The sequence below is a fragment of the Streptomyces sp. Root1310 genome, assembly GCF_001426425.1.
Taxonomy (GTDB): domain Bacteria; phylum Actinomycetota; class Actinomycetes; order Streptomycetales; family Streptomycetaceae; genus Streptomyces.
This window is the reverse complement of record NZ_LMEQ01000030.1, coordinates 462,000-475,573: the sequence shown is the minus strand read 5'-3', so window position 1 is coordinate 475,573 and position 13,574 is coordinate 462,000. Positions and strand designations below refer to the sequence as shown.

12 protein-coding genes are annotated in these 13,574 nt (G+C 70.1%); 6 read left to right on the top strand and 6 right to left on the bottom strand.

Features of this window, described 5'->3' with window-relative positions; translation table 11 throughout:
- Positions 1 to 79 precede the first annotated feature (79 nt).
- Positions 80 to 598 carry a hypothetical protein gene (locus ASD48_RS29325; protein WP_057604754.1) on the top strand — a complete coding sequence of 173 codons (519 nt, stop codon included), beginning with the start codon at positions 80 to 82 and terminating at the stop codon, positions 596 to 598.
- Positions 599 to 629: 31 nt separating this feature from the next.
- On the opposite strand, the gene ASD48_RS29320 is transcribed toward ASD48_RS29325, so the two are convergent.
- Positions 630 to 1,238 (bottom strand): TetR/AcrR family transcriptional regulator, encoded by a 609-nt coding sequence (locus ASD48_RS29320; RefSeq protein ID WP_199876009.1) that lies wholly within the window; start codon positions 1,236 to 1,238, stop codon positions 630 to 632.
- A 57-nt stretch (positions 1,239 to 1,295) separates the two neighbouring features.
- Between ASD48_RS29320 and ASD48_RS29315 the strand changes: the two genes are divergently transcribed.
- The gene (locus ASD48_RS29315; RefSeq protein ID WP_057604753.1) at positions 1,296 to 2,195 is read left to right on the top strand and encodes an alpha/beta hydrolase; all 900 of its coding nucleotides are present in this window, start codon (positions 1,296 to 1,298) and stop codon (positions 2,193 to 2,195) included.
- Positions 2,196 to 2,835: 640 nt separating this feature from the next.
- Here the strand turns inward: ASD48_RS29315 and ASD48_RS29305 are convergent.
- Together ASD48_RS29305 and ASD48_RS29300 are read right to left on the bottom strand one after the other, a co-directional pair.
- A complete protein-coding gene (locus tag ASD48_RS29305) occupies positions 2,836 to 6,147 on the bottom strand; it encodes an RHS repeat-associated core domain-containing protein (protein WP_057604751.1) in 3,312 nt (1,103 codons plus the stop codon).
- Positions 6,148 to 6,839: 692 nt separating this feature from the next.
- Positions 6,840 to 7,226: a helix-turn-helix domain-containing protein gene (locus tag ASD48_RS29300; RefSeq protein WP_057604750.1), complete on the bottom strand. Its 387-nt coding sequence runs from the start codon at positions 7,224 to 7,226 to the stop codon at positions 6,840 to 6,842.
- Positions 7,227 to 7,511: 285 nt separating this feature from the next.
- Between ASD48_RS29300 and ASD48_RS29295 the strand changes: the two genes are divergently transcribed.
- On the top strand, positions 7,512 to 8,417 hold the full coding sequence (locus ASD48_RS29295; protein WP_057604749.1) for an NADP-dependent oxidoreductase: 906 nt from the start codon (positions 7,512 to 7,514) through the stop codon (positions 8,415 to 8,417).
- 103 nt (positions 8,418 to 8,520) lie between these two features.
- Here the strand turns inward: ASD48_RS29295 and ASD48_RS29290 are convergent, their stop codons facing one another.
- Both ASD48_RS29290 and ASD48_RS29285 read right to left on the bottom strand, forming a co-directional pair.
- Positions 8,521 to 9,327, bottom strand: a complete 807-nt coding sequence (locus tag ASD48_RS29290) for a class I SAM-dependent methyltransferase (protein ID WP_057604748.1) — start codon at positions 9,325 to 9,327, stop codon at positions 8,521 to 8,523.
- Between the two features lie 208 nt (positions 9,328 to 9,535).
- Positions 9,536 to 10,405 (bottom strand): alpha/beta hydrolase, encoded by an 870-nt coding sequence (locus tag ASD48_RS29285; protein WP_057605042.1) that lies wholly within the window; start codon positions 10,403 to 10,405, stop codon positions 9,536 to 9,538.
- Between the two features lie 94 nt (positions 10,406 to 10,499).
- Here ASD48_RS29285 and ASD48_RS29280 point away from each other — a divergent pair, with 94 nt between their 5' ends.
- The 3 genes from ASD48_RS29280 (at position 10,500) to ASD48_RS29270 (ending at position 12,601) form a co-directional block, all read left to right on the top strand.
- Positions 10,500 to 11,396: a LysR family transcriptional regulator gene (locus tag ASD48_RS29280; protein WP_057604747.1), complete on the top strand. Its 897-nt coding sequence runs from the start codon at positions 10,500 to 10,502 to the stop codon at positions 11,394 to 11,396.
- 179 nt (positions 11,397 to 11,575) lie between these two features.
- A complete protein-coding gene (locus ASD48_RS29275) occupies positions 11,576 to 11,896 on the top strand; it encodes a hypothetical protein (RefSeq protein ID WP_057604746.1) in 321 nt (106 codons plus the stop codon).
- 195 nt (positions 11,897 to 12,091) lie between these two features.
- Positions 12,092 to 12,601: an SRPBCC family protein gene (locus ASD48_RS29270; RefSeq protein ID WP_057604745.1), complete on the top strand. Its 510-nt coding sequence runs from the start codon at positions 12,092 to 12,094 to the stop codon at positions 12,599 to 12,601.
- A gap of 78 nt (positions 12,602 to 12,679) precedes the next feature.
- Here ASD48_RS29270 and ASD48_RS29265 read toward each other — a convergent pair whose 3' ends face one another.
- Positions 12,680 to 13,573 carry an oxygenase MpaB family protein gene (locus ASD48_RS29265; protein ID WP_199876007.1) on the bottom strand — a complete coding sequence of 298 codons (894 nt, stop codon included), beginning with the start codon at positions 13,571 to 13,573 and terminating at the stop codon, positions 12,680 to 12,682.
- Position 13,574: the final 1 nt, after the last annotated feature.

Genomic DNA, 13,574 nt, shown 5'->3' with positions numbered 1-13,574 from the left:
CCGGGGAGCCCGGACGCCTTTGAGACCGTCCGGCGCCGGGCATGACGTGTACCGGGGTGGCTGACGGACCGGGGGACGCATGCATGCCAGAGCCGAGTACCCGATCGAACACGGGGTGTCCCGCCGCGTCTGGGTGGTGGGGGCCGGTGCGGCGTACTGGCTCTCTTCTCTGGCGGGAGTCTGGTACCTGATCGGGCAGGGGGTGACGTTCGGCAATGTCGTCGCCCTTCACGTGGTCTGTTTCGCCTTCGAAGCGGTCTCGGTGCTCGGGGTCCTGTGGCCGGGAGAAGGGGCCGGGTCCGAGAAGCTCGTGGACGATCACCAGAGCGTGACGGTGTCCGCCGCCTGCTTGAGCGGGATCTTCCTCGTATTCCCCACCATGATCACCCTGGCCGTGCTCGACCGGACCGGCGTTCCTTTGCAGGCCGTGGTCGCTTCGATGACCGCGCTGATGCCGACCGCGTTCGCCGGCCTCGTCACCGTGACAGCCCTCGCCCCCTCGGTGCGGCCCGCCCACGACGGGGCCACCCCACCGGACGGCCCGGACTGGCCCGACGCCGGGGACTACGACGGGGGCGGCGACGGGGGCGGCGACTAGGCCGTTCCCTCAGATCATCGGATCGTGGCGCCTATCGCGGCCCCGACGGTTCGGCCGGTCGATTCGGCAGAACCTCGGCATTCCTGGCGGCGGCCGCCGCGACGGCTGCCAGGTCTGCGCCCGAGAAGCCGGCGCGGCTCAGCACCGCCAGAGATTTGTTCGTCGCCAGCGTGCACAACGCCAGCTCTGCCGCCTCCTGCTCACCGGCCCCCGCCGCCAGCAACGCCTGCTCCAGCCTCGCCCGCAAACCGTCGATCATGGCGCGGACCATCGCCCGGCCCTCCGCGTCGAGGGCCGGGAACTGCGTTGCCGACACCGTGAGCAGGCAGCCGTCCGGGACCGTCGGGTCGGCGATGCGGTTCAGGGCGACCTGGAGGTAGGCGGCCACGACGGCGCTCGGGCTCGGATGGGGGCCGGACAGTGCCTGCTCGTACAGCGGGTGGTAGGTCTGCGCGTACCGTTGGAGGCTTTTCCGGAAGAGGGCGCTCTTGTCGCCGAAGGTGCCGTAGAGCGAGCCCCGGCCCAGGCCCGTGCCCTCGGTCAGGCGATCGATCGAGGCCTCCGAATAACCCCAGCGCCAGAAGACGTGCATCGCACGTCGTAGTGCCTCGTCCACGTCGAATTGCTTGCGGCCTGCCATGGTCCGTCAGCCTACACATCTTGTACCGATCGTTCAAAGATGGGTAGGGTCACCGCCATGACTGGCTTGAGTTCGCTGCGACTGCCCGACGGATTCCTTGACGTCTTCACCAGCCGGCTCGTGGAGGTGAACGGGCTGCGGCTGCACGCGGTCACCGGCGGGGACGGCCCGGCGCTGCTGCTGATCGCCGGGTGGCCCCAGACCTGGTACGCCTGGCGGGAGGTGATGCCCGCTCTCGCCCGCCGGCACACCGTCGTCGCCGTCGACTCGCGCGGGGCCGGGCTCTCCGACAAGCCCGACGACGGGTACGACGCCGGCACGCTGGCCGCCGATCTGGTCGCGCTGATGGCCGCACTCGGGCACGACCGGTTCGACGTGGTCGGCCACGACATCGGTACGTGGACGGGATACGCCCTCGCCGCCGATCACCCCGAGCGGGTGGGCCGGCTCGCCATCGTCGAAGCAGTGATCCCCGGTCTCACGCCGTCCCCGCCGCTCTTCGGCCCGGCGGCGGCCAACCTGAAGCTCTGGCAGTTCGGCTTCAACCGGCTCACCGACCTCAACGAGGAACTGGTCCGGGGACGGGAGCGGCTCTTCTTCGGCTGGCAGTTCGCCACCAAGGCCGCCACGCCGACCGCGATCCCGGCGTACGCCGTCGACGTCTACGTCGACGCGATCGCCGCGGATCCTCGCGCGCTGCGGGCGAGCTTCGCGTACTACCGGGCGCTGGACGAGACGATCGCGCAGAACGAGCAGCGCGGCAGGACCCGGCTGACACTGCCGGTGCTCGCCGCCGGCGGCGCGCTGTGGAGCGGCGCGAACGCCGCCCGGACGATGCGGCTGACGGCCGACGACGTCACGGGGGTCGTCCTCGACGACTGCGGCCACTACCCGGCCGAGGAGCAGCCGGCGCGGTGTGCCGAGATCCTGGAGGACTTCCTCGCGGCCAACCGGTAGCAGGCACGCCACACGGCTGAACTTCGCGAACGACAGGCGGAGCTGCACCGACTCCGCGTCGTCGTGGAGCAGGCCCTCGCCCTCCTCCACCGGTTCGAACGCCTCGCCATCCGAGGGGACGACGCCTCGAACTCGGCGGCGCCTTCGCCTCCCTGGCACGCAGCCTGGCCGTACTCAGGACCGGTCTCGTAGCCGGGCTGGCGTACGCGTACCGATGGGCCGGTCACACCGACCGCGATCGCGCCACGACGTCCCGGGCACTTCACCTGTTCCTCCTGCTGAAGAGGAACATGGCGACTCCTACCAGCACGATGAATCCGACGGTGAACAAGAGCGCCGATTGCCCGTCTCTCAGCAACGGCGGGGCAGAGAGAGGCCCCATCACCTCTGCCCCTTCTTTGTGCTGATCAGACCCACAGGCACGCAGAGAGCCCCACCCGCGACGAGCAGCCATCCGAATGCGCCTGCGGGGCCCCCGGAGGAGATTGCCAGGAGAACTGCACCACAGACGAGAGCCAGCATGCCGAAGAGGAGGATCTGGCGCCCTCTTCCCGGTTGAATCATCTCATTCTCCCTGTTCGAGACCGTGGTTGCCGGAGCAAGGAAACGCTTGCTCCGGCAACCACGATCGGTCCGTTCGTCAGCTCTTGTAGGTGGCGCCGATGTAAGTGCCCGCGGCCGTGCCGATGGCCATGCAGTACGGGAGCGCCGGGACGGCACCCGGTCCGGTGAACGCCGCGGCTCCAGCTTCACAGAGCCCCGTGATACCGATGTCCGCGATCATGGCTGCGGTCGCTTTCTCAGCCGCGCCCGTTCCGCCGGTGAATCCCTCGTAGAGGATGGTCGCGACGCCGAGTGCGTCCCCGACGCTTCCCAGGCTGAGCAATCCGTCGGGATCGATGCGGTTGACGGGGTCGCCTTCCGCGTACAGGTACGGGTTCTGTTCCTGGCCGGAGGGGTCGGGCTGGGTGAAGCGGCCGATGTTGGCGTCGTAGTAGCGGGCCCGCAGGTGGTAGAGGCCGGTGGGGTCCTGGAAGTTGCCGGCGAAGCGGTAGGGCTGGGCGACCGGTTCGCTGGATTGGGCCAGGATGCGCACGCCGCGAGGGCTGTAGGCGTAGCTGTCGACCTTGTTGCCGTCCTCGTCCGCCAGACCGATCACGCTGCCGATCGCGTCGGTGAGATAGAAGTACGTCTTGCCCCCGGTCGTCATGGAATTCAACGTGCCCCCGGGTTCCCGGTTGAAGCCCATGTCCACACCGGCCGTGGTCTTCGCCGACAGGCCCAGCGGACCGTTGTGGAAGAAGGTGTCGCCGAGCTTGACGCGTTCGCTCTGGTCGGTCGAGCCGTACTGGCCCGCGTACGTCTTGCCGCCGACGGTGATCGACGTCATCTGCGAGTGGTCGGTCCAGGTCTCGCCGGTGCGGACGTAGTCGTCGGTGGAGGCTGCGGCGGTCTCGTTGCCGATGGCGTCGTAGGACCAGGTCCCCGTGGAACTGGACTTGGTCGTCAGCTGCTGGGCGTCGTTGTAGGTGTAGGTGGTGCCGCGCGGGCAGCCGGGGTCGGTGCCCTGGGAGGTGAGGTTGCCGGCCAGGTCGTAGCAGTACTGCCAGGAGTCGGTGATCGCGCCCGCCTTCTCCTCCTTGGCGTAGGCGAAGCGGCCCGCCCCGTCGTAGCTGTAGGTCCGCTTCAGCCCGCTGACGTTGTCGGTGCTGGTGCGGATCTTGCTGCCGTCGGTGGCGCTGCCGGTGCCGTATCCGTAGGTGTAGGCCAGGTTGACCAGGGTGCCCTGGCCTGAGGTGACCTTGATGGACTGCGGTCGGCTGGACTTGTCGACCTCGACCGTCTGGACCGTGCCGCCGGGGTAGGTGGTGGTCTTGCGGACGTCGTTGTTGTTGTACGTGTACGAAGTGACCCGGCCCTGGGTGTCCTTCAGCTCCTTGAGCTTGTTGACCTCGTTCCAGGTGTAGTCGACCGTGCCGGCCGGGTCCTGGTAGTAGTCGACGTTGCCGGCCGCCGTGTAGGCCAGCAGGGTCTGGGAGCCGTCCTGGAGATGGCGGACCGTCTCGCGCTGCAGCGGGTCGAACTCGTAGGAGATGGTGCCGGTGTTGTCGGAGCGCTGCCTGAGGTTGCCGTCTCCGTCGTACCGGTACTCGACCGTCACCGTGTTCGGTGAGGTGACGGTGCGGATGCGGTCACGGTTGTCGTAGGTGTAGGTGACAGTGACGCCCCGGGCGTCGGTGACGGTCCTGGTGCGGCCCAGGTCGTCGTGGGTGTACGTCGTCTTCCCCAGTGGCGCCGGGGCCTTGGCCCATTCCAGATTGCCCTTGGCGTCGTAGTGGAAGTCCGTCTCCACCGTCTTGGAGGAGGTCATCTTCGTCTTCTGCGCGCAGCGCTGGCCCTCGAAGCCGCCGCATCCGGGGGTGGCGGGGTTGTAGTCGTAGGAGACGCTGCCGCCGCCGGTGCCGGTCTGCGCGACCGTCTTGGTGTTGCCGGCCGTGTCGTAGGTGAAGGCGGTCTTCTCACCGTCGGGGTTGGTGGAGTCCTTGGGCAGGTCGCCGCCGGCGATGGTCTGCCAGTTGTTGACCGTCGCGGCGCCCGTCGGCGCGGTGGCGGTCTTCAGGTTGTTGCGGGAGTCGAAGCCGTAGTCGGTGACGTTGCCCGGGGTGGCGCCGGAGCCCATCGCGTCGGTGGCGGTGTCGATGTTGTGGTTGGCGTCGAACTTGGTGGACCGCTTGTGCCCGAGCGCGTCGGTCACCTCGGTGACCTGGCCGTCGCCGTCGTGCGCGTACTTCGTGGCGTGCGTCTCCGGGTCGGTGGCGGTGGTCGTGCCGGCGGCGGTCGCGGAGTCGCTGGTGTAGCCGTAGGTCCAGGTCGGGCCGGTGTGGCCGGCACTGTTGAAGCCGGTGCCACGCAGCATGGACGTGACGCGGTTGGCGTCGTCGTAGGTGAAGACCGTCACCCGCCCCTCCGCCGTGGTGATCTTGTCGACACGGCCGGAGGTGTCGTAGCGGAAGGTGACCGTCTTGCCCTCGGTGTCCGTGGTGGTGGCCAGGTTGCCCGCGCTGTCGAGGTTGAACACGGCCGTGCGGCCGGTGTTGTCCTTGGCCTGCCACTGCGAGGCGTCCGTCTTCAGCAGGTCCACCCAGCGGCCGGAGCGGGTCTCGGTCAGCTTGAAACCCTTGTGCTCACCGCCCTCGTCGTGCTGGGTGACGGTGACCGTGCCCTTGTTGCGGTCGGTGACCTTCGCCAGCGTCCCGTTGGCGTCATAGGTGTCCGTCGCCCCCGACTTCCACTTCGTCAGCGAGTAGGTGCCGTCCGCGTTCTTCTTCAGGTCCTCGGAGTAGCCCTTCGGCGTGGTGAAGGAGCCGTCGCTGTTCTTGGTGAAGCGGACCGTGGCACCGGAGGCGTCGTAGAAGACCGCCTCGGTGGAGGACAGCGACAGGTAGCGCTCGTACTGCTGCCACCAGCGCTGCGAGACCTTCCCCCACGGCGCGTCCAGCGAGTTGTACGTCCGCGCCAGCGTCAGCCGCTGCCCCACACCGGCGATGTCGAAGTCGGTGGCCGTCAGCATCAGGTTGCCGGTCGAGTAGTCGATCTTCGCGGTCAGCGCGTCCGTGAGGGCGAAGCTGGTGTACCGGTGCCAGGGCACGTCGCCCTGACCTTCGGGCACGAGACTGAGCGCCGATGCGCTCGCCGTGGCGCCGGAGGACTTGGTCTTGTTCGCGGGCGCGCCCTTGGCGTGTGCGCGCTGCTCGCGCAGCCAGGGCACGTAGACCTCGTCGGTCGGATTCTGTGACGGCTCGGACTTCACGGGCCGGTTCGGGCCGACCTTCACCGCCGGCATGTCGAAGTCGGGGCCGTCCGGGCCCCAGACTGAGGTGGGCCTGGTGTCGTCGGCGACCGCGGCAGCGGCCGGCAGTGCCGACAAGGCCAGCGCCGCGGAGACCATCATCGCCGAGGCGGCGAGAGCGGCTGATCTTTCACGGGCACGCCGAAAGGGCATGCCGAAGGCACGCGTATGCATGGACTTCCCCCCACAGGAAGGACGACCCCGGAGACCCCAGTGGTCTCCAGGCGCACACAAACTGACACAGGAATCGCACAAAGATCCGTGCGGTTCCCGCCGTTTGCCGCGCCATACGGGCAGGAATCAGCCCCTCCCCTTCGCGTGCATGAAAGGCACAGAAGCTTGCATAGGACACGCAGAGAGCCCGGACAGGCGGCAACAGCCCGCCTCCCGCAGGCAGAAAGCGACTGAAAGCCTCCCCTTGCAGACCGCACCGGCTCGAATCTGCGGACGTGGTGGAGTGCGGGTACGCAGCCCCCACCGACACCTGGTCGTCCCTCCTCGATGAACGCGTTGAGCGGATCGCTTCCCGTCTCGATTCGTATCTGCGGGCGGCGGGAGCAGGAGGTCGTCGCGCGGCTGTGGAGGCGGCGGCAGGCCGAGGCGGGCTGGCGCACGGTCAGGAACACGACGAGGCCGGCGTCGTTCAGCAGCCGGGCCGGCTTCACCGAGACTTCCGCCCGTCTGCACCGCGGGCGGTGGCTGCGGCTGGGCCGCGGACAGCGCTGTCGGCGACTCCCCGAGTGAACACGGAGGTGCGGCTCGTCCGGTGCGGCACGCGCCGACGCAGGTTCGAATCAGCCGACGGAGGAGATGCCGCCCTCGACGCCCTCGCGGGCGTCGAGCAGTTCGTCCCAGTGCTCGGCCGCCCACCGGCACGCGGCGTCGAGCGGCTCCAGCGCGCTGCGGCCCAGCGGCGTCAGCGCGTACTCCACCCTCAGTTTCGGGTCGGCGTGCACGGTGCGTGACACGAACCCGCTTCGCTCCAGACCGCGGAGCGACTGGGTGAGCACCTTCGGGGTGACGCGGGCCAGTGGCACGCGGAGTTCGGAGTATCTGCGCGGGCCGTCCTCCAGACAGCGGAGAACCATGGGTGCCCATTTGTCACCGAAGCGGAAGGGCAGCAGCGAGGACGGGCACAGCTCGTCGAACAAGTCGGGTGGCAGCGGTGGCCGTTGCGTCATCGAGGGTCTCCTGTCTGCGGTCTTGGTATCCAGCTGGTGACCGACCTTCTGGATATCTTCCGGAGCATCGACTCGGCGAGAGGTATTCCGGCAGTGGGCGGGATCGTGGTTGTCGGGGCAGGTGGCCGCCCGTCCGCTCGGCAACCTCACCGATCCGCACCCGCCTTCCTCTGACCGGAAGGCAGCCGGCTTGCCGGTGTGAACCTCACGTCGACCTCAGGTTCACACCGACGGGGCGTCGAATGAACACCATTATTTCCACCTATAAAGGCAAGGCAGGACATTATGCGTGCAGCCCGCTTCCATGAGTACGGCGGAGCGGAGAGCCTGGTGATCGAGCAGGCCCCCGTCCCTCACCCCGGACCTGGTGAGATCCGCGTCCGCGTCGCGGCGGCCGGCGTCAATCCCATCGACTGGAAGCTGCGCGCCGGCGTCCTGCACCAGTTGATCCCCCTGGAGCTACCCGCCGTTCCCGGGCGCGACGCCGCCGGCGTGGTCGACGAGATCGGTGACGGAGTGCAGGGGGTGGGCATCGGCGACCGCGTCTTCGGGCTGGGCGGTGTCACCGGCGCGACCGCGGAGCTGGTCGTCCTCTCGGCCTGGGCCCACGCCCCCGACACGTGGAACGACGAGCAGGCCGCGGGCGCCGGTCTCGCGTCCGTGACGGCGATGCGTGGCCTGAACGCGCTCGGCCCCCTCGCGGGGCGCACCCTGCTCGTCGAGGGCGCCGCCGGAGGCGTGGGCAGCGCGGCAGTCGAGATCGCCATCGCACAAGGTGCCACCGTGATCGGGACAGCAGGCGAACGCAACCACGAGTTCCTCACCTCTCTCGGCGCCGTCCCCACCACCTACGGCCCCGGCCTCGGGCAGCGCCTCTCCGCTCTCGCTCCGCACGGCGTCGACATCGCGCTCGACACCGCGGCCTCCGGATCCCTGGACGACCTCGTCGCGATCACGGGCGACCCGACGCGCGTCGCGACGGTCGCCGACCACGCAGGCGGGCAGCGCCTGGGCACCCACGTCGTCAACGCGGAGAACGACTCCACCCTCCTGTCCGCGGCCGCGGAACTGGGCCGGCAGGGCCGCTACACACCCCGTATCGAACAGACCTACCCCCTGGAGCGGATCGCCGACGCCCACGCGCACGCCGAGCGTGGACGCACCCGTGGAAAGATCGTGATCTGCATCTGAAGCGGGGCATGGCACAGATGCGCCGGCCCGCCCAGCGACGATCTCGGTGGGCCGGCACTGACAGCCCGCCATCGAGCAGTCCGCGGACGTGGTCCCGCGGCCCTCAGGGACGGCGGCGAGCCGTGACGATCCAGGCACGCGAATCGAAGTGCACGCCGCTCGCGGTGTGGTGGGCGTCGAGGGTCGTGCGCAGCCGGGTGCGTGCCTGCTCGGCCGCCGCGGGGTCGAGGCCGGCGAGCAGGTCCTTGAACTCCCACAGGCGGAGCACGGCGTCGAAGGCCGTGGCGCTGTCGGGGCCGTAGTAGACGGGCTCGTGCACGTCGGTGAAGCCGACGTCCGCGAAGCCGGACGCCGCGAGGATGCCTTCCGTGCGGGTCGGGTCGGCGAGCGAGAACGGGTTCGGGCCGCCGGGTGTGCCTGATGCGGCTGGTGTATCCGATGTGGCTGACGTGTCCGATGTGGCGGTGAGGCTCCGGCGGATCTCGGTGGCCCACTCGTTGCGGTCGCGCTCTTGCCACACCAGCAGCACCAGGCGCGCCGCGGGGCGCAGAGCCCGCCCGATGTTGGTGAACGCGGCGACCGGGTCGGCGAAGAACATCGTTCCGAACCTGCTGATACAGAGGTCGAAGCGCTCCGGGGGGAAGGGGTGAACCTGGGCGTCCGCCCGCTGGTAGGTGATGTTGGCCAGTCCCTGGTCGTCACTGAGCCGGCGGGCCCGTTCGAGCATGGGCGCGGAGACGTCGACGCCCAGCACGCTTCCGTCGACGGCGGCGCGGGCGGCCTCACGCGTGGACTGGCCGGTGCCACAGCCGACGTCGAGCACACGGTCGCGGGAGCCGACGCGGGCGGCGGCGCGGAAGACCTCGTTGTGCAGGCGCAATTCCGCGTCGTAGTCGAACAGGTCGGACATCGCCGTCACCGGATCCTCTCGATACCGACGTCGGCAGGGCCGACGTCGCGGGTACGCCTCGCGCCTGGTCCGGCGACACTGTTTCCGGCCCGCGGCGCAGCGGTTCGACGCCATTTGACGTCACCGGGGGGTTCCTCCGCCCACAGCGGCACGCCGGGGCGGCGCCGAAATCCGGTCGGGGCGCCGGGCTCGGCCAGAGCGCCGAACGCTACCCGGTCCTGGTCGGCCGCCTGCCTCCTGTGTGCCGTAGCAGAGCCGGGACGAACACGTCCCACAGCGGCTTCGGCAGGTCGTGCCCGGCGCCTTCCAGGATGAGCAGCGTCGCGCCGGGAATCGCGTCGCGCAGCGCTTGTCCGTGCGGGAGCGGGCACACCGGGTCGTGGTCGCCGTGCACCACCAGAGTCGGCGCCTTGATGGCGGCGAAATCGCGGGACGACCCGTCGAAGCTCATCGCGTAGTGGTTGACGAGGGTGGACGCGACGTCACGGGTGCGGGCCACGTCCCGCTCGACCAGCGCGCGCGTGGCCTTCTCGTCGAAGTAGGGCGAGCCGCCCGAGCACGCCCTGGCCGATGCGAGGACGAAGTCCACCACCGCGCCGGCATCGGCGGGGTCCGGCTCTGCGGGAATGGCGTCGGCGAGTTCCTCCGACGGCGGCGGAAGTCCGTCCTCGCCCGTGGAGGTGGAGACGAACGTCAGTGACTCCACCCGGTCGGAGTGATCCACCCCGATGATGAGCCCGAGCCCGCCGGACATGGACCGGCAGACGACGTGGGCGCGCTCGACCCGCAGGACGTCCAGGATGCCGAGGGCGTCCCCGGCCAGGTCGGCGAACGTGTAGCCCGGCCGCCCCGGCGGGTAGCTGGTGGATCGGCCGGTGTCCCGGTTGTCGTAGCGGATCACGAACCGGTCGCCGCGCGCGATCCGTTCGCACAGCTCGGTCTCCCACCACAGCATCGAGGCGGTCGCACCGTCGATGAGCAGGATCGCCGGGTTCGCGGGGTTTCCGAAGGTCTCGACGCACAGCTCGACCTCGTCGATCTCGACAAGTCGCTCGCCGCGCGAGGGGTGATCGGTCATGAACGCCACGCTAGAGCAAGCTGTCCATTGTCAAAAGCGATGGTTTGTGATCGAGTCAATCGTGTTCGACGATGTTCATGATGAGGGTGGGGGCATGTCCGACGTTGAACTGAGGCATCTCACCGCGATGGCCGCCGTGGCCGACGAGGGCTCGTTCGGGCGGGCGGCCGCGCGGCTCGGGTACACGCAGTCGACGGTGAGTCAGCAGATCGCGGCTTTGGAGAAGGCCGTCGGCGGTGCCGTGTTCGACCGGCCGGGCGGGCCGAAGCCGGTGCGGATCACTCCACTCGGCACGGTGGTCCTGGCCCACGGACGCGAACTGCTGGCGAGGGCCCAGGCGATGGCGGCAGCCGTCGACCGGTTCAAGGCCGGCGACGGCCGGATCGACATCGGCACCTTCCAGAGCGTGTCCAACGTGATCCTCCCGCTGGTCGTACGCGGACTCCGGGACGAGCACCCAGGCTGCGACATCAGGCTGTTCGAGGAGGAGACCGACCGGCCGCACGTCCAGGACCTCGACCTGATGTTCTTCGACGGCCGCGTCGACGGCGACGTGGAACACCGCAAACTGCTCGACGATCCCTACCTGTTGGTGGCCCGTCGGGGCACCTTCCCCGAAGGTCCGGTGCGCCCGGCCCTGCTCGACGGCGCACCGATGGTGGCGTACCCGCCGATCTGCGACCAGGCCCGGCTGGAGCAGGCGCTCGCGAGCCACGGGGTCCGGCCGCACGTCGTGTGCCGTACCGCGGGCAACGAGACCGTGCTGTCGATGGTGCGCGCCGGTCTGGGTTCGGCGGTCCTGCCCCAACTCACCGTCCACAGTGCCGACATCGGCTCCGATCCGTCACTGTGCGTCCACGAGCTCGAGCCGGAACTCCCGCCACGCGAGATCTTCCTGCTGTGGCAGGCGCATCGCACTCACTCCCCACTCGCGGCACGGGCGATCGAGATCGCGGTCACCGTCGCGGGCAGGATCGCCGAGCGCCTCTGACCCGATCAAGTGCGAGCGATCTTCCGGGGCGGGGCGGGGCGGCGTCGGCACCGCCCCGGTCGGCCGTACCCCCGGAGCTCTGGCCCTCGTCCATATCGCGTGGTGCATCCAGGTGCCCCCGCCATAAGGTCACCGACATGTCTCTACGTCTTCGTATGCGTCAAGCACTGCCGGAAGCGATGCGCGCCCGTGACAAGGCCGCGGTGAGCGCCCTGCGCACGACACTCGCCGCGCTGGACAACGCCGAGGCCGCGCCCGTGCGCGAAGCCGAGCTCCGTGGCCTGGCCCTGGAGCAGTCGCCGGTCGGAGCCGGCGCCACCGAGGTGGCGCGGTGCGCACTGAGCGAGCAGGGCGTGCTGGCCGTGGTGCGCGCCGAAGCCGACGAACGTCTCGCGGCCGCGGCGCAGTTGACGGCACCCGCGCACGCCGAGCGAGCCGCGCTGCTCCGCGCGGAGGCCGCCGTACTGCTCCGCTTCCTTCAGGCTCCCGACCCGGCGTGACGCTCCTGGCATGACGCCCCCGTCCGGCCTGGACCGGCACACCGCCGGGACGCGGACAGCTTCGAAGGCTCCTGCTCGATGAAGAGCTCACGCATGCTGCGGGGGGGTTCCGCTCGGTGCCGGCACCGGCACCGGCACGTTCCGCACACTTGCTACTGGCGAGTAAGCTGCGCGTTCCCGAGGATTGGAGTCGCCGTGGCCCGCAGGTTCACCGTGTCCGACAGCATCGTGATAGAGGTCCCGCCGGAGGCGGCCTACGACGCGGTCAGCCGGCCCGCGCAGATGGGACGGTGGAGTCCGGAGAACCTCGGGGCCACCGTGCCCGCGGCGGACACGTCGGCCGCGCTGGGGACCACGTTCGACGGCCGGAACAAACGGGGGGCGTTCCGCTGGGTCACGCGGTGCACGGTGACGGCCGCGGACTCCGGTCGCCGTTTCGCCTTCCGGGTGCACGCGATCGGGCTGAGCCGGCCGCGGCTGCGAGGTCCGATCGCCACCTGGGAGTACCGCTTCGAGCCCGAGGGCGGCGCCACCCGCGTCACGGAGACCTGGACGGACGACCGGCGGGCCTGGCCGTCGTTCGTCGCCAACGCCTTCGACCGGGTCGCCACCGGCGGCCGGACGTTCGCCGACTTCCAGACGGACAACATCGCCAGGACACTGCGCAACCTGAAGCGGGAGCTCGAGGCGGAGTCCCCTTCCTGATCCCGCCGGCCCGGCCCGGGCCGAGCCGATCCGTCCCGAGTCGGCCAGGTCGCCCCTCGACCGCGCGAAGGGCCGGGCTCAGGCGCGGGCGGCGCGCCGGGCCGCCCGGGCCACGGGCAGGTAGCGCAGGCGTTCCGGCAGCAGCGGGACGACCGTACGGACGACGAAGCCCAGACGGCGCATCCTGCGCTCGTCCCGTGCCGTCCACGTCACCCCCAGATGGTCACGGACGACGGGCGGCAGCAGACCCGTGGTGACGAATACGTGGAGCCGGGCCATGGGCGGACGGAACAGGGGCCAGAACCTGCGCACGAGGGCGCCCGAGCCATCGGGCGGGGAAACCGGCCGCCGCGGGTCGAGCAGTTCGCGCACGACCACCGTGTTCTCCAGCTCGTCCCGGACCATCCGCTCGAAGTACGGCCAGTACTCCTCGGGCGTGGCCGGCATGTCCCGCCGTCCGATGCCGAGGATGTCGCCGAGCCGGAGCAGTTCGTCGTACAGCCGGCGTTCCTCGCCTTCGTCGAGCGGGCGGGACAGGTACCGGGCGGAGGACAGGAAGGCCGGGTAGGCGGTGGCGTGCACCCAGGCGTAGTGGGCCGGGGTGAGCGCGTGGTAGGGGCGGCCACGGGTGTCGGTGCCGCTGATGCTCTTGTGCACCGTGCGCAGCCTGCGGCCCTCCTCGATCGCCCGCTCACCCCCGTAGATCCACAGCTGGAGGGATTCCAGGGAGCGGCGCGCCCGGCCCCAGGGGTCGGTGCGGAACACGGAATGCTCGTCGACGCCCGCTCCGACCGCCGGGTGGGCGACCTGGAGCACGACGGCGGCCGGCAGGGAGAGCAGCAGGCGTATGTCACCGGCGATGTCCCAGAGGATCGTTCCCGGGCCGAACGGCTCCGGGACGGGACGGGCGCCGGGGTCGCCCCGTCCGGGTCGGGCGGCGGCGCTCGTGGGGTGATCCGGGCGGGCGTTCACG

What these genes read in the sequence shown, in the direction of transcription:
- ASD48_RS29325 (WP_057604754.1), top strand. Translation starts at nt 80, where the DNA reads ATGCATGCCAGAGCCGAGTACCCGATCGAACACGGGGTGTCCCGCCGC.
- ASD48_RS29280 (WP_057604747.1), top strand. Translation starts at nt 10,500, where the DNA reads ATGTCCGACGTTGAACTGAGGCATCTCACCGCGATGGCCGCCGTGGCC.
- ASD48_RS29295 (WP_057604749.1), top strand. Translation starts at nt 7,512, where the DNA reads ATGCGTGCAGCCCGCTTCCATGAGTACGGCGGAGCGGAGAGCCTGGTG.
- ASD48_RS29300 (WP_057604750.1), bottom strand. Translation starts at nt 7,226, where the DNA reads ATGACGCAACGGCCACCGCTGCCACCCGACTTGTTCGACGAGCTGTGC.
- ASD48_RS29320 (WP_199876009.1), bottom strand. Translation starts at nt 1,238, where the DNA reads ATGGCAGGCCGCAAGCAATTCGACGTGGACGAGGCACTACGACGTGCG.
- ASD48_RS29285 (WP_057605042.1), bottom strand. Translation starts at nt 10,405, where the DNA reads ATGACCGATCACCCCTCGCGCGGCGAGCGACTTGTCGAGATCGACGAG.
- ASD48_RS29305 (WP_057604751.1), bottom strand. Translation starts at nt 6,147, where the DNA reads ATGATGGTCTCCGCGGCGCTGGCCTTGTCGGCACTGCCGGCCGCTGCC.
- ASD48_RS29275 (WP_057604746.1), top strand. Translation starts at nt 11,576, where the DNA reads ATGCGCGCCCGTGACAAGGCCGCGGTGAGCGCCCTGCGCACGACACTC.
- ASD48_RS29290 (WP_057604748.1), bottom strand. Translation starts at nt 9,327, where the DNA reads ATGTCCGACCTGTTCGACTACGACGCGGAATTGCGCCTGCACAACGAG.
- ASD48_RS29315 (WP_057604753.1), top strand. Translation starts at nt 1,296, where the DNA reads ATGACTGGCTTGAGTTCGCTGCGACTGCCCGACGGATTCCTTGACGTC.